Genomic DNA, 19,748 nt, shown 5'->3' with positions numbered 1-19,748 from the left:
GATTACTGTTAGGAGGCTTTTTTATGCATTCATACAAAAGCTTGTTTCAAAAAGTCTACGGCCTGTGCTTATTGGTTTTATGGTTCTTATTTTACCCTTTTGACCCTTTATCTCAATTTCTACTATTTCTGATGGTTCTCCAAATCATGATGATACCGATAAATATGGTGCGAGATTACAAGGACATGTACTAAAAGCGGTAGAAATCCACTTGGGTTTCTTTTTTTCATCATCTAGTTGTGATATAATACTTTTATGAAAATTTTCTGAGGGTGAAATCTCGGTACATATCTGCAAAGATATGCCTAGCAATTGGTTATGTCAACGTTTTGTAAAAGGAAATCAAAAACAGAGTGAAGAGTAGTGAGTTGAAAATTGTTTTGATGATCCTCAAGCTAAACAGAGACCAATAAGAGTATGAGGTGTTTTGTGAATCAACCAAAAACCTATGAAGACTGTCTAGACTGGATTCATGGCAAGTTAAAATTTGGAATTAAACCGGGTTTGAAACGGATGACCTGGATGCTAGAGCGATTGGATAACCCTCAGAACAAAATAAGAGCTGTCCATATTGTTGGCACAAATGGCAAAGGTTCAACGGTTGCCAATTTACAACGGATTTTCACTGGTTCTGGCTATCGTGTGGGAAGCTTTACCTCACCCTTTATCATCGATTTTCGGGAGCGAATTTCAGTTGATGGCGAAATGATTGGTAAAGAGGAGTTGATAGCCTTAGTAGAGGCTGTCTACTCAATTGTAGAGCGTTTGCCAAAGGAGACAGGCCATGAACCAGCGACAGAATTTGAAATCATTACGGTGATGATGTTTTACTATTTTGCTGAAATCAATCCCGTTGATATTGTTCTGGTTGAAGCCGGACTTGGAGGTCGGCTTGACTCCACAAATGTCTTTACCCCTCTCTTAACCCTTTGTCCATCGATTGGCTTGGACCATCAAGCTATATTAGGTGAAACCCATGAGGCGATTGCTAGAGAAAAGGCTGGTGCGATGAAGCCTAGTGTACCCTTTATTTTTGCGTCGGATAAGGAGAGTGTTAGAGACGTTTTCAGAGAGGTTGCCCATCACCTAAAAGCACCATTATACGAAGCTGGTCGGCATTTTTCGCTCTCCAATGGGGTATATCAGGATGAGGCAGGCTGTGCTATAAATGACATCTCAGTTGGTCTACTTGGGGGACACCAAATCAGCAATGCTAGTCTGGCTATTAAAGCCTCTCTTTTACTGAAAGAAACATTTCCTAAGGTTACAGAAAACTCTATAAGGAATGGCCTTGCTCAAGCAAAATGGGTTGGCCGCACAGAGTTAATTGCGCCTAACCTTATGATTGATGGTGCCCATAACGATGAATCCGTAAAGGCTCTTTGTGATTTGCTTGCTTCTAGATACAAGAATAAACCCATTCATATTCTCTTTGCAGCTATCGAAGGAAAACCTGTTAACAGCATGCTGGAACAATTAGGAGTTCTTGGGCAGGTCACAGTGACCACCTTTGATTACCCTAAAGCATTACCTGTAGAGGCTTATCCCAATGAGTGGCCAAGAGAAGCTGATTACAGGAATTGGTTGGCTCAATGGGAGTCTTCAAGCTCTGACGATTTCTACCTTATAACTGGTTCTTTGTATTTTATTTCAGAAATTAGGGCAATACTTATCCCTCATGACCGTTACTAATGAAAAGGAAAACAGATGACACAAAATCACGAAATGGCTGAAGAAGCAATTCGGCAACTGCTAGTTGCCATGGGAGAGGACCCTAATCGGGAAGGTTTGTTAGATACGCCGAAACGGGTTATTAAAATGTATGAGGAAATGTGGTCTGGACTTGGTAAGGACCCTAAAGATGAATTTACAGCAGTCTTTTCAGAGGGGCATGAAGAAGTCATCTTGGTCAGGGATATTCCGTTTTATTCCATGTGTGAACACCATTTAGTTCCATTTTATGGTGTCGCTCATGTGGCCTATATCCCTAGTGAGGGCAAGGTGACGGGTTTGAGTAAATTAGCTCGAGCTGTTGAAGTTGCCAGTAAACGGCCACAACTGCAAGAGAGACTGACGGCTCAGGTTGCGACAGCCTTGGACGATGCCTTATCTCCTGAGGGTGTTTTTGTCATGGTTGAGGCAGAACATCTCTGTATGACCATGAGGGGGATCAAAAAGCCCGGTGCTAAAACTGTAACAACTGTAGCTAAAGGGATTTTCAAGGACAACATTGATCAGCGCAAGGAAATCCTTGCTATGATCTATAATGGGTAAATACATGATAACAATTGACACATTAAGACAGCGGCCGACAATCATGGGGATTTTAAATGTTACCCCAGACTCATTTTCGGACGGTGGAAACTATGTTGCTACTGAGCAGGCTATGGCTCAAGTGGAAAAAATGCTAGCTGAAGGGGCGACCGTCATTGATGTCGGTGGAGAGTCTACCCGTCCCGGTGCAGCATTTGTTACAGCTGACGAAGAAATCAACCGTGTGGTTCCAATTATAAAGGCGATAAAAGACCGTTATGGTTGCCTAGTCTCGATAGACAGTTATAAAACAGAGACTGTGAGAGCTGCTCTTGACGCAGGCGCAGATATCATTAACGATGTTTGGGCAGGTTTGTATGATGGCCAAATGCTCTCATTAGCAGTGGAACACCAAGTTCCAATTATTCTCATGCACAACCAAGAAAAGGAAAGTTACACGAATATCACAGAAGAAGTTTGTGCCTTTTTATCAGATCGGGCGAAAGCTGCTCAGGATGCTGGACTTTCTGCTGATAAGATTTGGTTGGATCCAGGATTCGGCTTTGCCAAAAATCCTCAACAAAATATTGATTTGCTAAAGGGGCTTGAGCAGGTTTGCCTACTAGGCTACCCAGTTTTATTTGGTATCTCCCGTAAGCGTGTTGTTGACTTTCTTTTGGGTGGTGGAACCAGCCCCTTGGAAAGAGACCAAGCGACAGCCGCCTTGTCAGCATATGCCATAGAAAAAGGCTGTAATATGGTGCGCGTGCACAATGTTGCTGCCAATACAGATGTGCTCAAAGCAATTGCACCTTTAAGAAAGTAGGACAAGAATGGATAAAATTTTTCTGACAGACTGTCGATTTTATGGGTATCATGGTGCTTTTGCTGAGGAGCAGGTCTTGGGCCAAATCTTTGTAGTCGATTGCGAGCTGTCTGTTGATTTGGCAGCTGCTAGCCAATCTGACGCTCTTTCTGATACTGTTCATTATGGTCATGTCTTTGAAACGATTAAACATCGTGTTGAATCTCAAAAATACCAGTTAATTGAGCGATTAGCTGGAGCTATTATTGAAGATTTATTTGATGGTTTTTCTCCAATCAATGCAGTAAAATTGACTATTAAAAAAGAAAACCCGCCCATCGCTGGCCATTATGCCCATGTCGGAATCACTTTGGAAAGACAACGATGAGTCAGTATTACCTCAGTTTAGGCAGTAACATAGGTGATCGTGAGAGATACCTGCACTCAGCCATTAACGCAATAGCCGAGCTACCAAAAACAACAGTGCTAACGGTTTCTTCTGTTTATCAAACGGCTGCATGGGGGAAAACCGATCAGGATGATTTTTTAAATCTTTGTTTAGTGGCGCAATCAGATTTAAGTCCGCACACCTTTTTATCGTATACCCAAGAAATAGAGAAAAATTTAGATCGTGTTCGTCATGAGCATTGGGGGCCACGTACACTTGACATCGATATTTTAATGATTGACGACCGGATTATCGATGAGGAACATTTAAAAGTGCCCCATCCCTATATGACAGAGCGTGGCTTTGTGTTAAAACCCTTAGCTGAAATTGCTCAGTCAGCCATTCATCCTAAAACGAAGCAGACGATTAAAGACTTGCTGCATCAGATTGATACAGAAGATGTTATTTGGTTCAAATCATTTATCCCTAAGTAACAGAGGAGGAGGCCTTCTCTGTTTTCTTTTTAACGTTAGCGCTATCAAAATACTCTAAAACTTGGTATAATGAAAGTAGAGACAACATTTAGGAGGAGACGATGAGTCAGTTAAAACAATTAGTTGGTATTGAAGCAGCCAAGTACATCACTGACGGGATGACAATAGGACTAGGGACTGGTTCAACAGCATACTATTTTGTAGCTGAAATAGGTCGGCGTGTCCAAGAAGAAGGTTTAAACATAACAGCAGTTACAACTTCCAGTGTCACTAGCGCTCAAGCGAAGAGTTTAGGGATACCTCTAAAAAGCATTGATGAAGTGACCTCTGTTGACGTTACTGTAGACGGTGCTGATGAGGTTGATTCAAATTTTAATGGCATCAAAGGTGGGGGTGGCGCCTTACTGATGGAAAAGGTTGTCGCTACCTATACCAAACTATATATTTGGATTGTCGATGAGAGTAAGATGGTTGAGACTCTCGGTGCCTTTAAACTCCCAGTTGAGGTTGTTCAGTACGGAGCTGAAAATCTCTTTTGTCATTTTAAAGCGAAGGGTTACCAACCCAGTTTCCGTGAAAAAGATGGTAAACGCTTCGTAACTGATATGCAAAATTTTATTATTGATCTTGATTTGAAAAAGATTGAAAATCCAGAGGTGCTAGCCCAAGAGTTGGACAGAACTGTCGGTGTTGTCGAACATGGCTTGTTTAATGGTTTTGTTGATAAAGTCATTGTGGGATCGCAAGACGGTGTGCAAACACTTGACGCACCAAATATAAATAATAATAAATAATTATAAAGGTTTTGGGTGCTAACCGTAACCACCCTAGATTAGGAGGACAAATGTCGCAATTTGATCGTATTCATTTAGTTGTTTTAGACTCTGTGGGCATTGGTGCTGCACCAGATGCCAACAATTTCGTCAACGCTGGTGTGCCAGATGGGGCTTCAGATACTCTTGGTCACATTTCAAAAACAGTTGGTCTTGATGTGCCCAATATGGCTAAGATTGGTCTGGGAAATATCCCACGGGAAACACCATTGAAAACCGTTCCAGCGGTTGAGCATCCGACAGGCTATGTGACGAAATTAGAAGAAGTCTCTCTCGGCAAGGACACTATGACGGGACACTGGGAAATCATGGGACTCAACATTACCGAGCCGTTTGATACCTTCTGGAATGGCTTCCCTGAGGAAATCTTAACCAAGATTGAAGACTTTTCAGGCCGTAAAGTTATTCGTGAAGCCAACAAGCCTTACTCAGGAACAGCTGTTATCGATGACTTTGGTCCGCGTCAGATGGAGACAGGCGAGCTGATTATCTACACATCGGCGGATCCAGTCCTTCAAATCGCAGCCCATGAAGACATCATTCCGCTTGAGGAACTCTATCGTATTTGTGAATATGCCCGCTCCATTACCCTAGAACGTCCAGCGCTTCTGGGTCGTATCATTGCCCGTCCTTATGTGGGAACGCCGGGTAACTTTACTAGGACATCTAACCGCCATGACTACGCCGTATCGCCTTTCCAAGACACGGTCATGAACAAGCTTGACCAAGCCGGCATTGACGTGTATTCAGTTGGTAAAATCAATGATATTTTCAATGGCTCTGGTGTCAATCACGATATGGGACACAACAAAAATAATGCTCATGGGGTTGAAACCTTAATCAAAACCCTCCAATTACCTGAATTCAAGAAGGGCTTTTCTTTCACAAACTTGGTTGACTTTGATGCCCTTTACGGTCACCGCCGCAATCCGCAGGGCTATCGTGATTGCTTGCACGAGTTCGATAGCCAACTGCCAGACATCATAGCAAACCTCGGAGATAATGACCTCCTCATGATTACAGCGGATCACGGCAATGACCCAACCTACGCTGGAACGGACCATACCCGTGAGTACATTCCACTTCTCATCTATGGAAAATCCTTGAAAGGGAGTGGGGTCATTCCACAAGGACACTTTGCAGATATTTCAGCGACAGTTGCTGAAAACTTCGGCGTTGAGAAGGCTATGATTGGAGAAAGTTTGTTAGAGCAATTGGTGTAGGAGGGTAGCATGACTCAAACCATTACCATCTACCATAACCCCAAATGTGGTACTTCGCGAAATGTTCTAGCCATGATTCGGCATGCTGGTATCGAGCCAGAAGTCATTGAATATTTGAGGACCCCACCAACGCGCGAGACCTTGGTTCAGCTGATTACAGATATGGGGATTTCAGTTAGAGAAGTATTGCGGAACAATGTCCCGCAATACGAACAGTTAGAGTTAGACAGGGAAAACTTATCAGACGAGGCGTTGCTTGATGCCATGATGGTAGAACCCATTTTGATCAATCGTCCTATAGTTGTCAGCCCTCTCGGGACGAAATTGTGTCGCCCTTCGGAGAAGGTGTTAGACCTTTTGCCAGAGGACTTTCCCTACCCCTTTACAAAAGAAGACGGACAGGTTATTAACAAATAAGAAAAGGAGAAAATATGTCACTCATTGAAAAGATTAATGAAACAAAAGCATTTTTAGAAGAAAAGGGCCTGATTGCACCTGAATTTGGCTTGATTTTAGGGTCTGGCCTGGGTGAATTAGCAGAAGAAGTTGAAAACGCCATTGTGCTTGACTATGCGGACATTCCCAACTGGGGGCAATCTACTGTTGTTGGTCATGCTGGCAAGCTCGTCTATGGGGACTTAGCTGGTCGTAAAGTCTTGGCATTGCAAGGTCGTTTCCATTTTTACGAAGGAAATCCGATGGAAGTCGTGACTTTCCCAGTACGGGTTATGAAAGCCCTTGGTTGCCACAGTGTTGTGGTGACTAATGCAGCTGGTGGGATTGGGTATGGCCCGGGAACCCTCATGCTGATTAGTGACCATATCAATATGACCGGAACTAATCCATTGATTGGTGAAAACTTAGATGACTTTGGTCCTCGATTCCCAGATATGTCCGATGCCTACACCAAGACTTACCGTGAGAAAGCTCATGCTGTTGCAGGAAAACTAGATGTCACTCTTGAAGAAGGCGTTTATCTTGGATGTTCTGGTCCTACTTATGAGACACCTGCTGAAATCCGGGCCTTTAAGACACTAGGAGCGGATGCTGTCGGTATGTCTACAGTCCCTGAAGTCATTATTGCGGCCCACTCTGGCATGAAGGTATTAGGTATCTCAGCCATTACCAACTTTGCAGCTGGCTTCCAAGCTGAACTTAACCATGAAGAAGTGGTAGAAGTGACTCAACGTATCAAAGGGGAATTCAAACATTTGATTAAATCAGTCTTAGCTGAGTTATAAAAAAGATGAAGAAAATTAATTGGAAAATAGTGGCCAGTTTATTGAGTTATCTGACTGGCTTTGGGATATTAATTGATCAAAGTAGTGATAGAGGACCACTCATATGGTTTTGCATAGGGACTGTGTGTTGAGCTTATACTTTATGGATAAAAAATAGAGTAGAAAGAAACAGGTTTCCTCTAAATTATGTCAATTAATTAAAATGATTTAACAGGGAAATTAGAATTTTTCTTCTCAATCTAACAATTAATTTTCTAATAAAATCTATGATCTACCAAGTTGATTAACAACTTGTAAAATGAAAGGAAAATAACAAATGTCTATTCATATCGCTGCAAAACCTGGCGAAATCGCCGATAAAATCTTACTTCCAGGAGATCCTCTCCGTGCGAAATTCATCGCTGAGAATTTTTTAGAAGATGCAGCCTGCTTCAACGAAGTCCGAAACATGTTGGGTTACACGGGAACCTACAAGGGAGAACGTATTTCCGTTATGGGAACTGGCATGGGAATGCCATCTATTTCCATTTATGCCCGTGAATTGATTGTTGAGTACGGTGTAAAAAAACTTATTCGTGTTGGAACGGCTGGCTCTATTGATCCAGATGTACATGTCCGTGAGTTGGTATTGGCTCAGGCTGCTGCGACAAATTCTAATATCATCCGCAATGATTTTCCTGAGTTTGATTTCCCACAAATTGCTGATTTTACCTTATTGGACAAAGCTTATCATATCGCTAAAGATTTGGGCTTAACGACTCATGTAGGCTCTGTTTTATCATCTGATGTGTTTTACTCTAACATGCCGGAGCGTAACATGCGCTTAGGTGAACTCGGCGTCAAAGCGATTGAAATGGAAGCTGCGGCTCTTTATTACCTTGCTGCACAACATGGAGTACAAGCTCTAGGAATCATGACAATCTCTGATAGTCTTGTTCATCCTGAGGAGGATACCACAGCTGAAGAACGTCAAAACACCTTTACAGATATGATGAAGGTTGGGCTAGAAACATTAATCTCTTAATGAATACAATAGAAAAACAAACCCTCTTACTGTTATTAAAGCTCTACGAATATGATGCAGCATTTCACTTTGCCAGCGAAATTGCCCAAATACCTGAAGACTTAATGGTTGTTCTTGAAATGTTACGAGAACGACGGGAACTTCATACAGGACCGGCTTTTAAATTGGGATTGGTAATGAACCAGAAAAGAGAAGATGAGCAATTGGCAAATTACCTTTTGGACCTTGAAACGAAGCTCAAAAAAGCTCAGATAATTGATTTTGTCCGAGCGGTTTCTCCACTTATCTATCGTCTTTTTATGCGTCTTGTGACTGCAAAGATTCCCAATATCATGGATTACATTCATGATACTAAGGATGACCGTTATGACACATGGTTAAGAGATGAGTTGATGGGGTCAGATTTAAAAATCCTTCGCCATTTCAAGCCTGAGCGAAATGTAACTTCTAATAGCTTGGCCAATCTGATTTTGCAATTAGATTATCCAGAAGATACTAAAAAACAAGTGGTCAGCCTTCGTAAACTAGAGCGTTCAGTCCGGAACCCACTTTCTCATTTGATTAAGCCATTTGATGAAAAAGAGTTAAGACGAACGACTAATTTCTCCTCAAAAAAATTTATGAACACTCTCATTGATCTTTCCCGAAAGACGGGAGTTCAGTATGATAGTGAGTTTTATTTCGATAAAGTTAATGCGCACATTATTCAAAAGTATGAGCTAAAATAGATTAGAAATATTAAGCTTATAGATGAGAGTGACAGAAAATTCAGTGTCTAGGAACGACTGATATTTCTGTCACTCTCGCTTTTATTTTTCATCGTGTTTCTTTTAGATGACATCATGAACCATCTTTTTGTATAGCCTATGTTATCCAATTGCTTTTTTTAATGTGATTTGGCTTGTAATGACTATTTTGGGTGGACAAAGAACTTGTCTCTCAATTGCTAGTATAGTATAATGATAGAGTCACAAGAGGAGCGAAATGCTGAGATTGGCCTAGCCTAAACTCTTATCACCTGATCAAGTTAGCACTTGCGTAGGGATGTGGCAGAAGACTGAAGTAATCCTTCTGAAAAACTTCTGCAGTTTTGATTGTGGCATCTGTTGACGAAACACAGCTCACAATCACTGTGTTTCACTAGTCTATGCTAGAAAAGTTTTTTAGGAGGTTTTTACTATGAACCGTAGTCGTATTCAACTCTTAACCGAGATTGCTATTTTTGCAACCTTGGCCATGATTCTGGATGTCTTTACAGAACCGATGAAGCTTGGTCCGTGGATTTCTTTTTCCTTTAAGATGTTGCCAATCTTTTTGGTTTCCTTTCGTTGGGGAACTAAAGCTGGGATGGCAGCTGGTTTCTTGTGGGGCATTTTGCAAGTCGTAACCGGTGAAGCTGCAGGTGGTATTTTGACACTTTTTCAAGGCTTCTTAGAGTATTTCGTCGCCTTTGCCCTAATCGGTCTTTCAGGGGTTATGAAACCTGCCGTTGATCGCTCACGTCAAAGAAAGGAAACAGGAAAAGTTCTTTTGAACACTTTAACAGGTGTCGTGATTGGAACAGTAGCTCGCTACGCTATCCATTTCATTGCCGGCTTTATTTTCTGGGGCCAATATGCACCCGAAGGACAAAGTGCTGTTTATTATTCTTTTGTTGTTAATGGTAGCTCTGCACTTGGAGAAGGTTTGGCTTGTATCCTGGTGATTTGGCTAGCTCAACCGTTGCTATCTATCTTTCTGGATAAAAAGTAATATTAAAAAAGGAATAACCTGCACCCCAATTGTTAGATGTTGGGTGCAGGTTATTTTAATACTTATTCTCATTAAATTGGACTTCCTCTAAGAGATAGTCGATGAACCGTTCTCCCATTTTAGAGAGGTTTGCTTTTTGGTGCTTGATGTAGATCAGTTCAATGGTATCGTCAACTTCAAGAGGGATTGATACAATATTATCACCATTAAGGTTACTGTTTAAAATCCCTGTAGCAATCGTATACCCATCAAGCCCGATTAACAGGTTGAAAAGTGTCGCTCGGTCAGAGACCACAATTGATTTTTTATGGTGCTCCGTTGAGAGAATTTCCTCAGAAAAATAGAAGGAGTTATGAGTTCCTTGATCATAACTGAGGTAGGGAAAGTCTTCTAAATCTTCAAGTCTAACAGAGGTCTTTTTGGCCAATGGATTGGTCGTGCTGACAAAAATATGAGGTTTTGCAGTGAACAAACTGGTATAGGTTAAATGGTTATCATCAAACATTTTGGTCAAAACATCACGGTTGTAGGAGTTCAGAAAGAGAACACCAACTTCACTTCGGAAATTTTTAACATCATCAATAATTTCCCAGGTCCGTGTTTCCCGAAGAAAAAGTTCATAACGGGTCATATCGCTTTTCTTCAAAAGACTGACAAAGGCATTAACCACGAAAGCATAGTGCTGAGAGCTGACACTGAATAGCTCTCTTTGCCCGCTGGGGCTCTTGTAACGCTCTAGTAGAAGGTCAGTTTGCTCAACGACTTGACGGGCATATGAGAGAAACTCCATGCCGTCTTTTGTCAAAGTAATTCCTTTAGGGTTACGGTGAAAAATATCGATGCCCATTTCATTTTCCAAATCTTTTACAGCATTGGAAAGACTAGGTTGCGTAATAAAAAGTTGCTTAGCAGCTTCGTTCATAGAGCCTGTTTCGACGATTTTGATAATGTATTGTAATTGCTGTATTCTCATGATTGTATTATATCACAACACTGTTAAAAGGTGGCCTTATAGGCTCAGACTATAACCCAATGTTACACTTTTCTTCCATGTCATGCCCAGACTATTTCTTGACATTATTTGCAATTCATGGTATTGTAAAACAAATAACCTTTAACAAAGTCCAGAGAGGCTTTCAAGGTATCAGGAAAAACCTATTTCAGGATAGATCACTTTGGTGGACGCTGTCTTTTTTCTGTACCCTGGCCTCGACGGTTGGGGTATTTTTCTTTGCCTTACTCTTTACAGATAGAAAGGAAATAGTATGCGAGAACCACGTCCCATCATTGCCCTAGATTTTCCAAATTTTCAAACCGTCAAAACATTTCTTGATCAATTTCCCAAGGAAGAATCACTCTACCTTAAGATTGGTATGGAGCTATACTATAGCACTGGTCCTGAAATCGTTCGTTACATTAAATCTTTAGGGCATGCCATCTTTCTTGATCTGAAATTGCATGATATTCCAAACACAGTTGAGTCAGCCATGCGAGTTCTCTCCTTATTGGATGTTGATATGACCAATGTCCATGCAGCAGGAGGCCTTGAAATGATGAAAGCTGCACGACGCGGTCTTGGAGACAAAGCCAAATTAATCGCTGTCACCCAGCTCACCTCAACCAGTCAAGAACAGATGCAGGCAGACCAAAATATTCAAACAAGTCTTGTTGATTCGGTGGTTCATTACGCCACTCGGACTGCTGAAGCAGGCCTCGATGGCGTTGTTTGCTCGGCCAAAGAAGTGTCTGCTATTAAAGAAGCCACCTCTGCTAATTTTGTCTGCCTGACTCCAGGTATTCGACCTGCCGGAGCCAGTGTCGGCGATCAGCAACGAGTTGTCACACCTGAGTTAGCCCAGGAAATTGGAAGCGACTATATCGTCGTTGGACGCCCCATTACCCAAGCAGAAAACCCAGTTGCTAGCTATCAGGCGATTAAAGCAGCTTGGTCAGGACAGTCATAAAATGAAAAGGAGATTATCATGTCAACATTAGCCCAACAAATTGCCAGTGATCTATTAGCCATTGAGGCTGTTTATTTGAAGCCAGAAGACCCCTTTACTTGGGCTTCAGGGATCAAATCCCCAATTTATACAGACAATCGTGTAACATTAGCATATCCAGAGGTGCGCACGCGCATTGAAGATGGTTTTGTTGAAACTATTCAGGAAAAATTCCCAGAAGTGGAAGTCATTGCTGGAACCGCAACGGCTGGTATTCCACACGGTGCCATAATCGCCGATAAGATGAAACTGCCTTTTGCTTATATTCGCAGTAAACCTAAAGCACATGGAGCTGGTAATCAAGTTGAAGGTCGGATCCATAATGGACAAAAAATGGTGATTGTCGAAGACTTGATTTCAACTGGGGGGTCTGTTCTTGAGGCTGTTGAAGCGGCAAGACGAGAAGGAGCAGATGTCCTTGGTGTCGTGGCTATCTTTACCTATGAATTACCGAAAGCCGACAAAAATTTTGCAGAAGCAGGTGTTTCTTTAGAGACCTTATCAGACTACAGTCAGTTGATCCAAGTTGCGAAAGAAAAAGACTATATCACACATGAAGGTTTGGTCTTGCTTGAAAAATTCAAAGATAATCAGGAAACCTGGCAAGATTAAAATAAATTTAATCTTTAAAGTGAAGCCCCTCTCGAAACTATTTTTACTCACTGAGAACGAGGTAATGATTGTTTTAAAAGAGGAGTTTTTTAGGAAGCTAAGCTTATCAAAACATTAGTCATTAGTGGTGGTTGAGGCAAGCTGATTTCTAAATAAGGTTTTTATCAGATTAATTCTCTTTTTTTTGGTAAACTAGAAGGGTTATCAAAAGGAAAGAAGAGATTATGCAAAAAATAATAACCATCGCCTTTCGAATCTTAAACATTTTGATGATTGGCATTTCCATATTATGGCTGCTCTCAAGTCTCACATGGTTTTGGCAAATATACAGTAAGTACGAGTCATTAAATGCCTTGGTGTTCGCTCTAGTTCTTGTCCTTCTGGCCTTGTTTCTGCTGAAATTTAAATTTTCAAGGGTTCAAGCAGGTTATCGCTGGCTAATGAGCAAAAAAATCTGGCTAATTCTTGGAGCTCTTATTTTTCAGGTCATTGTTTTACTTTCGTCAGACATGATGATCCGTTCTGATGCTGCAGTTGTCTTTAACGGGGCTATTGAAGCCATACCTGCTAAGTCTATCTCCAGTTATCTTTCGAGAAACCCTAATAACTTAATGTTATTTTTATATGAGCGGTTCTTTTATCATCTTTTTGGGCAACATGCAGTTTGGGTACTTCAGGGACTCAATATCCTTTATACCCATTTAGCTGGTAGCATTCTTTACCTCGCAGCGAAACGTCATTTTGATCAGGCTGTTGCGGATAGAACCTTTACCTTTTACTATTTTTTAATTCTCCTGACGCCAAAATTTATGGCCATGTATACAGATGTCATGGTTCTACCGATTCTGGCTGTTCAAATTTACGCCTTGATTGCCATATTGAACAATAACCCAACCAAAATGGACAAGTGGAGATTTCTTTTCTTGGGTCTCCTGACTGGTCTGGGATTAGCTTTTCGACCAACAGGCGCCATTATTGTCATTGCTTTCTTTGTCGTTTATGCTAGTTATCATCCATTGCGGAAAACGATTCCTTATTTTTTGGTCTTTCTCCTAGGGTTAGGTATCAGTTATGGTGGGCTAGGCTATTATAAAGACCACCAGACCGAAGTGGTTATTATGACCGAAGATGGTCTTTCAAAAAATGCTTTGACCTTTATTAATTTGGGTTTAACGCACAGTGGGACTGATCAAACCGATATGAAAGAAGGATTGTTACAGTATTTACCTGAAGAAGACCATGACAAGTACAACAATGGGATGTTCAAAAATGAATACCAGCTGGCTGAAATTAAGCGGCGGTTAAAGGAGTATAATCTAATAAGTTTTCTAGATCACACACTCTACAAACAATATCGAACTACTGGTCAAGGCAACCTCAATTGGATTTACAAGTCGCCTGATGAGGAAAAATCGGATTATATAAATCCGTTAACTGATAAAACAGTTAATAACGGCTTAGCTCAGTTCGTCCGTCATTACCTAATCTATACGGATGAATCAGGCTTTCAATATTATGATTATTTTATTCAATTTATTTGGGTCCTACTCAGTTTGGGCCTAGTGTTCTTTTTTATCCATTCTAAAACTCCCTTTGATCAGACTAATCAGTTCTTAGGCTTAGCTTTATTTGGAGGCTTGCTATTTCTTCAACTCTTTGAAGGTGGCAAATCCCGCTATTTAATCCAGTTTCTCCCTCAAATTATCTTTATTGCAGCCTTAGGTTGGGGCAATTGGACTTTTAAAAACACACCATCGTCTTACGATGATTAATAGAGGTATTTATGTTATTATCTGTTATTGTTCCTTGTTACAATGAGGAAGAATCCATTCCATTATTTTTTAAAGGGATGGAAAAAATTCAAGCACAGTTACTTGGGCGCCATGAGTTAGACTATCTGTTCGTGAACGATGGTTCCAAAGATAAAACCTTGGATGTTTTGCGACAGCTGAGTCAATCTCATCTGTCAGTAAACTATCTGTCTTTTTCACGAAATTTCGGCAAAGAAGCAGCCCTATATGCTGGACTTCGTGAAGCCCAGGGGGACTTGGTTACTGTCATGGATGTAGATTTGCAAGATCCGCCTGAACTCTTGCTAGGAATGGTTCAACTTTTGGAAGCTAATGCTGATTTGGACTGTGTAGGCTGTCGGCGGACCAGTAGGGATGGGGAACCGCCCATACGGTCGTTCTTTGCTAAGCAGTTTTACAATCTCATTAACCGCATTTCAAATGTGGAGATGGTAGATGGGGCAAGAGATTTTCGATTGATGCGTCGTCACATGGTTGATGCCATTTTGGAAGTCACAGAATACAATCGCTTTTCTAAAGGCATTTTTAGCTGGGTTGGGTTTAAGACTGAGTATTTAGAATATAAAAATGTTGAGCGTGTGGCAGGGGAAACAAGCTGGGATTTTTGGAGTTTATTGAAGTACTCTGTGGAAGGAATTGTCAATTTCTCAGAAGTTCCCCTAAGCATTGCCACTTTTGCAGGGGTGTTCTTTTGTTTGCTTGCATTTGCCGGTGGAGTTTTGGTAATCTTTAAAACATTGGTCTTTGGCGATCCGGTTGCTGGTTGGCCATCGATGACTGTTATTATGCTCTTTCTTGGAGGCTTACAACTCTTGTCTTTAGGGATTATTGGGAAGTACCTGGGAAAAGTCTTTATGGAAACCAAAAAACGTCCGGTCTATCTTGTCAAAGAACGAAGTCGTGCTCAAAAATAAGACCTTTCTGGTACTGGTGTACCAGAAAGGTCTTATTGTAAATTGATATTGCTTATAAATGCAAAAAAATCTATAGATTTAGTATTAATCTAAATAGGGTTTCAATAAAAGCAGTTCATCCTGAGTCAAAGGACGGTATTGGCCTGGCTCCAATGAAGGATCTAATTCAAATGGACCAAAGGTGATACGCTTTAAGGAGATTACTTTGCTACCTACTGCTAAAAACATCTTTTTAACTTGATGAAATTTTCCTTCTGATAAGGTCACTGTTGCTAAACTATATCCTGGCCGACTTTCAAGAATCTGGAGCTGGGCTGAACGACATCGCGTGCCATCACGAAATGTTATCCCTTGATCAAAACGTACAATAGCACGCCAGTCTATGGTAGCGTTAACTCCAACTAAATAGGTCTTGCTGATGTGATGATCAGGGTGGAGCATACGAAGCCCAAGAGGACCATTGTTGGTCAAAAGAAGAAGTCCTTCAGTGTCAGCGTCGAGCCGGCCAATATGGTAAATCCCTTGGGGACGGTCTTCAGGCTTTAACAAGTCTAAAACCGTTTGTTTGCTGGAGTCTTTAACAGCTGTCACAACGCCTTTTGGTTTATGAAGCATGAAGTACAGCTGACTCGAATCTTTAATAGGCTGATTAAAGAGACAGATTTGCTGCAAGGAAGCATCCACATTTTGCCCGATATGCCTTGCAGGTTTGCCATCGATCATGACCTGTTGATGACGGATGGCTTGTTTGATTTTTTTCTTGGAGTGTAACCCATGATTCCAAAGTAATTTATCTAAGCGCATGAAGCTCCAATCTTATTATTAGTTTTTCTTCTTACCATCAGTTTATTAAAAAATAGAGGAAATTTTAGTTCAAACTGAAGGTAACATTATGGTTCTAAACGATTATATGGAAAGACAAGAACCTTATGATTTAGCAAAGGTCAGAAGATTAAAGAGAAGAACTACTACAAACTTTCTGAAAAATCTGATATAATAGAAAAAATGTTTTTTAAGGAGTCGTTATGACAGTGAAAATTGCTTTGCTTGGCTTTGGTACAGTTGCTAGTGGTGTCCCTTTTCTTTTAAAGGAAAATAAAACTAAGATCGAACAAGCGGCGAAATCGGAAATTGAAATTGCAAAGGTCCTTGTTAAGGACGATGAGGAAAAGAATCGTTTGTTGGCTGATGGACATGAGTATAACTTTGTGACATCTATTGACGAGATTCTGGCAGATACTGATGTTGAAATTGTTGTTGAGTTGATGGGACGGATTGAGCCGGCTAAAACCTTCATCACGCGAGCCCTTGAATCTGGGAAACATGTTGTAACTGCCAATAAAGACTTGCTGGCTGTCCATGGGGCGGACTTGCTGGCAATTGCACAAAAACATCAGGTCGCTCTTTATTATGAGGCAGCGGTAGCTGGCGGTATTCCCATTTTGAGAACTTTAGCTAATTCCTTTACTTCTGACAAAATCACAAGAATGTTAGGTGTATTGAATGGAACGTCTAATTTTATGATGACCAAAATGGTCGAAGAAGGATGGTCCTATCAAGCTGCTCTAGCAAAAGCGCAAGAGCTTGGATATGCTGAATCAGACCCGACCAATGATGTTGACGGAATTGATGCAGCCTACAAAGCTGTCATATTGAGTCAATTTGGGTTTGGCATGACCATTAATTTTGAAGATGTCGTTCATAAAGGGATTCGTGACGTGACCACTGATGATGTTGTCTTGGCACAGGAACTAGGCTACGTTATCAAACTTGTGGCTTCTATTGAGGAAACGGCTTCTGGCCTAGCAGCAGAAGTGTCTCCAACCTTCCTTCCTAAACATCATCCGCTAGCCAGTGTGAATGGTGTTATGAACGCAGTCTTTGTTGAATCTATTGGTATAGGAGAGTCAATGTTCTACGGACCAGGTGCAGGTCAAAAACCAACAGCGACATCTGTTGTTGCTGACCTCATCCGTATCAGCCGGAGATTGAACGACCAAACAGTTGGTAAATCCTTCAATGAATTTTCACGTCCAGCACAGTTAGCTAAGGCTGAGGATATTAAGAGTGATTACTATTTCTCTATTCAAACGCCAGACCAACCTGGACAAATTTTGCGACTTGCAGAAATTTTTAATGCGCAACAAATTTCATTTAAACAAATTCTTCAAAGTCAGGTCAACGGTGAAACTGCTCGGATTGTCATCGTGACACACGCCATGAATAAGAAACAACTGGATAACGTTTCAAAAGACTTAAAAGCTGTTGCTGATTTTGAAATTCACAATATCTTACGTGTTTTAGGAGAATAAGATGAAAATTACAGTACCAGCCACCTCCGCCAATATCGGACCTGGTTTTGACTCAGTCGGTGTGGCCTTAAGTCGCTACCTGACCGTTGAAATTATTGAGCCTGCTGACGGTTGGTTTATTGAACACGATCTCGACTACGTGCCTCATGATAAGCATAATTTACTGCTCAAAACTGCTCTAAAAATAAAGTCTGATTTAAAACCCCATCGTCTTAACATGGTAAGCGATATTCCTTTAGCCAGAGGACTAGGCTCATCTAGTTCGGTTATTGTGGCTGGTATTGAATTAGCCAATCAATTGGGAGACCTCAACCTCTCTAATGAGGAAAAGTTGCAACTGGCAACTGACATAGAAGGTCATCCCGATAATGTGGCCCCTGCTATTTTCGGCAACCTTGTCATTTCTAGCTATGTTAATAAGCGAGTTTCTGCTGTTGTGTCTGATTTTCCAGAATGTTCTTTTTTAGCCTTTATTCCAAAATATGAATTGCGTACATCAGACAGTCGGGGTGTTTTGCCTAATCAAATGTCCTATAAAAAAGCTGTCGCAGCTTCCTCAATTGCCAATGTCGCTGTTGCAGCCCTCTTAAAAGGTGATTTGGAGACTGCTGGAAAAGCAATTGAAGCTGATATGTTTCACGAACAATATAGACAAAAACTCATTCGAGAATTTTACAGCATTAAACAATTAGGCCATAAGCACGGTGCTTATGCGACTTATTTGTCAGGTGCTGGACCGACCATAATGGTTCTAATTAGCAAAGACAAACTATCTGAGTTAAGTGAGGCTATACAGGCATTGAACTTTGATGGCGATTTGACTGAATTAACGGTTGATACGCAAGGGATTGTTGTTTCTTTAGATTGAGGAGAAAAAATGAAAAAATTATATAAAGCTGTTCAAAGTCTTGGCTTTATCTATGATAAAGAAAGCAATGTAATCTATGGTTACTATCAAGGCTATCCGATTTACTTCTGGTCTCAGAATAACAGTGGCTATAGCCGGACTTATGTTATCTCAACATCTGTTGCTAAAGATGGGCAATTCTTGTCCAAAATTGAAGCAAATGAATTGAGACAATCAGGATCTAAGTCTATCGCCAGAGTTAACCATCATAAATTCCGACTTGATTTTTTTATAAAAAATGCCTTTTTGGCCAAATCGCGAATCACTAAAACTCTTAGTGCTCTAGATGATATAGTAGCCTTCCTTTCTAACAATGGATATGTAGCAGCTTGTGAAGAAAACGGACAAACGAATCACATTAATTTCTACAATGTCTCGGGTTCTCCTCGTATTTTATCACAATCAACTTTCGATGGTTTGAGTACGCAGTTAGCTGATTTGGAAATGGAACAAGCTCAAATTTCGGAGAACTACTTAATTGGGTCAGTAGGAGCATTTTTAGGATCTCTCATCGGTGTAGCTGCTATTGTCATTGTTAGCCAACTCGGATATGTTTCAATGTTATCCGGTATCATTATGGGAGTATGTACTGTAAAGGGTTACCAATTCTTAGCTAAGAAATTTTCGATTATATCAGCAATAATTTGTCTTGTCATTGTCGTAGTCATGACTTATTTTGCCAATGAACTCGATTGGGCGATTTCGATTGCTAACTATTTTCAAGTCGATATTTTCACGGCCTTTCAGGGTATTCCAGTCTTGAAAGCTGATGGCACGATTGATAGATCAATCTATTTCACCAACTTGGGAATGTTGGCTGTTTTCACATTAATTACTTCAGTAGCCACTATTTTAAATGCTTTAAAAGAAAGCCAGAATAAATTTTCCAGCCGAGAGTTGTCATAAAATGATTCATAACAGATGTTAACAAAAGGTTGGCATCTGTTTTTCGTTTAATAATTGTCACTATGATTCCTTGATTTTAAAATGAAAAAAAGCAGAATTGACCGAGGTGAGGCTTTATAAATCTTTTGTCATTCAGTGAATCTGCTAAATTCCCAAAGTAAGTTCCACCGTCCAGTCGCGTGGAAGTTAGTCTGCGAAAACATGATAAAATCAGTGGAAATCCGTGTCAGGGTAAGTTCCACTGGTTTTTATTTTCGTTGGATTGATAGG

The 19,748-nt window shown here is 40.8% G+C and carries 21 protein-coding genes and 1 riboswitch; of the genes, 19 read left to right on the top strand and 2 right to left on the bottom strand.

All coding sequences use genetic code 11. From position 1 onward, the window contains the following. Positions 1-429: 429 nt before the first annotated feature. The 12 genes from ACVRYP_RS02315 (at position 430) to thiT (ending at position 10,013) form a co-directional block, all read left to right on the top strand. Positions 430-1,692 carry a bifunctional folylpolyglutamate synthase/dihydrofolate synthase gene (locus tag ACVRYP_RS02315; RefSeq protein WP_447467165.1) on the top strand — a complete coding sequence of 421 codons (1,263 nt, stop codon included), beginning with the start codon at positions 430-432 and terminating at the stop codon, positions 1,690-1,692. Between the two features lie 15 nt (positions 1,693-1,707). Next, positions 1,708-2,274, top strand: coding sequence for a GTP cyclohydrolase I FolE (gene folE / locus ACVRYP_RS02310; protein WP_447467164.1), 567 nt, complete (start codon positions 1,708-1,710; stop codon positions 2,272-2,274). A 4-nt stretch (positions 2,275-2,278) separates the two neighbouring features. After that, positions 2,279-3,079 (top strand): dihydropteroate synthase, encoded by an 801-nt coding sequence (gene folP, locus ACVRYP_RS02305; protein WP_447467163.1) that lies wholly within the window; start codon positions 2,279-2,281, stop codon positions 3,077-3,079. Between the two features lie 7 nt (positions 3,080-3,086). Beyond that, complete coding sequence (gene folB, locus ACVRYP_RS02300; RefSeq protein ID WP_447467162.1) at positions 3,087-3,446, top strand: dihydroneopterin aldolase; 360 nt, start codon at positions 3,087-3,089, stop codon at positions 3,444-3,446. Continuing rightward, positions 3,443-3,940 (top strand): 2-amino-4-hydroxy-6-hydroxymethyldihydropteridine diphosphokinase, encoded by a 498-nt coding sequence (gene folK, locus ACVRYP_RS02295; RefSeq protein WP_447467161.1) that lies wholly within the window; start codon positions 3,443-3,445, stop codon positions 3,938-3,940. Before folB ends, folK begins: the two co-directional genes overlap by 4 nt. Positions 3,941-4,041: 101 nt before the next feature. Then, positions 4,042-4,734 (top strand): ribose-5-phosphate isomerase RpiA, encoded by a 693-nt coding sequence (gene rpiA / locus ACVRYP_RS02290; RefSeq protein WP_447467160.1) that lies wholly within the window; start codon positions 4,042-4,044, stop codon positions 4,732-4,734. Between the two features lie 50 nt (positions 4,735-4,784). Beyond that, positions 4,785-5,996 carry a phosphopentomutase gene (locus ACVRYP_RS02285; RefSeq protein ID WP_447467159.1) on the top strand — a complete coding sequence of 404 codons (1,212 nt, stop codon included), beginning with the start codon at positions 4,785-4,787 and terminating at the stop codon, positions 5,994-5,996. 9 nt (positions 5,997-6,005) lie between these two features. Beyond that, positions 6,006-6,413: an arsenate reductase (glutaredoxin) gene (gene arsC, locus ACVRYP_RS02280; RefSeq protein ID WP_447467158.1), complete on the top strand. Its 408-nt coding sequence runs from the start codon at positions 6,006-6,008 to the stop codon at positions 6,411-6,413. A 14-nt stretch (positions 6,414-6,427) separates the two neighbouring features. Next, a complete protein-coding gene (locus ACVRYP_RS02275; RefSeq protein WP_447467157.1) occupies positions 6,428-7,237 on the top strand; it encodes a purine-nucleoside phosphorylase in 810 nt (269 codons plus the stop codon). Positions 7,238-7,553: 316 nt separating this feature from the next. Next, the gene (gene deoD / locus ACVRYP_RS02270; protein ID WP_447467156.1) at positions 7,554-8,261 is read left to right on the top strand and encodes a purine-nucleoside phosphorylase; all 708 of its coding nucleotides are present in this window, start codon (positions 7,554-7,556) and stop codon (positions 8,259-8,261) included. Then, positions 8,261-8,989: a Gbs1250 family HEPN protein gene (locus ACVRYP_RS02265; protein WP_447467155.1), complete on the top strand. Its 729-nt coding sequence runs from the start codon at positions 8,261-8,263 to the stop codon at positions 8,987-8,989. Before deoD ends, ACVRYP_RS02265 begins: the two co-directional genes overlap by 1 nt. Positions 8,990-9,224: 235 nt before the next feature. Continuing rightward, a riboswitch (TPP riboswitch) is annotated at positions 9,225-9,323 on the top strand. 117 nt (positions 9,324-9,440) lie between these two features. After that, a complete protein-coding gene (gene thiT / locus ACVRYP_RS02260; protein WP_447467154.1) occupies positions 9,441-10,013 on the top strand; it encodes an energy-coupled thiamine transporter ThiT in 573 nt (190 codons plus the stop codon). A gap of 55 nt (positions 10,014-10,068) precedes the next feature. Here thiT and ACVRYP_RS02255 read toward each other — a convergent pair whose 3' ends face one another. Further along, a complete protein-coding gene (locus ACVRYP_RS02255; protein WP_447467153.1) occupies positions 10,069-10,986 on the bottom strand; it encodes a LysR family transcriptional regulator in 918 nt (305 codons plus the stop codon). Between the two features lie 292 nt (positions 10,987-11,278). Here ACVRYP_RS02255 and pyrF point away from each other — a divergent pair, with 292 nt between their 5' ends. From pyrF to ACVRYP_RS02235, 4 genes are all read left to right on the top strand, one after another. Beyond that, positions 11,279-11,977 (top strand): orotidine-5'-phosphate decarboxylase, encoded by a 699-nt coding sequence (pyrF, locus tag ACVRYP_RS02250; RefSeq protein ID WP_447467152.1) that lies wholly within the window; start codon positions 11,279-11,281, stop codon positions 11,975-11,977. Positions 11,978-11,995: 18 nt separating this feature from the next. Next, positions 11,996-12,628, top strand: coding sequence for an orotate phosphoribosyltransferase (pyrE, locus tag ACVRYP_RS02245; RefSeq protein ID WP_447467151.1), 633 nt, complete (start codon positions 11,996-11,998; stop codon positions 12,626-12,628). A gap of 224 nt (positions 12,629-12,852) precedes the next feature. Further along, positions 12,853-14,400, top strand: coding sequence for a glycosyltransferase-like membrane protein (locus ACVRYP_RS02240; RefSeq protein WP_447467150.1), 1,548 nt, complete (start codon positions 12,853-12,855; stop codon positions 14,398-14,400). An 11-nt stretch (positions 14,401-14,411) separates the two neighbouring features. Continuing rightward, complete coding sequence (locus ACVRYP_RS02235; protein ID WP_447467149.1) at positions 14,412-15,353, top strand: glycosyltransferase family 2 protein; 942 nt, start codon at positions 14,412-14,414, stop codon at positions 15,351-15,353. 84 nt (positions 15,354-15,437) lie between these two features. Here ACVRYP_RS02235 and ACVRYP_RS02230 read toward each other — a convergent pair whose 3' ends face one another. Beyond that, complete coding sequence (locus ACVRYP_RS02230; protein WP_447467148.1) at positions 15,438-16,157, bottom strand: pseudouridine synthase; 720 nt, start codon at positions 16,155-16,157, stop codon at positions 15,438-15,440. A gap of 221 nt (positions 16,158-16,378) precedes the next feature. Here ACVRYP_RS02230 and ACVRYP_RS02225 point away from each other — a divergent pair, with 221 nt between their 5' ends. Genes ACVRYP_RS02225 through ACVRYP_RS02215 form a run of 3 tightly spaced genes read left to right on the top strand, consistent with a single transcriptional unit; the run spans position 16,379 to position 19,478 of the window. Then, positions 16,379-17,665, top strand: a complete 1,287-nt coding sequence (locus ACVRYP_RS02225) for a homoserine dehydrogenase (RefSeq protein ID WP_447467147.1) — start codon at positions 16,379-16,381, stop codon at positions 17,663-17,665. Between the two features lies 1 nt (position 17,666). Beyond that, entirely contained in the window at positions 17,667-18,533 is an 867-nt protein-coding gene (gene thrB / locus ACVRYP_RS02220; protein ID WP_447467146.1) for a homoserine kinase, read from the top strand. A 9-nt stretch (positions 18,534-18,542) separates the two neighbouring features. Further along, the gene (locus ACVRYP_RS02215; RefSeq protein ID WP_447467145.1) at positions 18,543-19,478 is read left to right on the top strand and encodes a hypothetical protein; all 936 of its coding nucleotides are present in this window, start codon (positions 18,543-18,545) and stop codon (positions 19,476-19,478) included. The last annotated feature ends 270 nt before the right edge of the window (positions 19,479-19,748 follow it).

The sequence above is a fragment of the Streptococcus rifensis genome (assembly GCF_053203525.1).
Note: the sequence above shows the minus strand (reverse complement) of the source record. Positions and strands in the feature narration are given on the sequence as shown.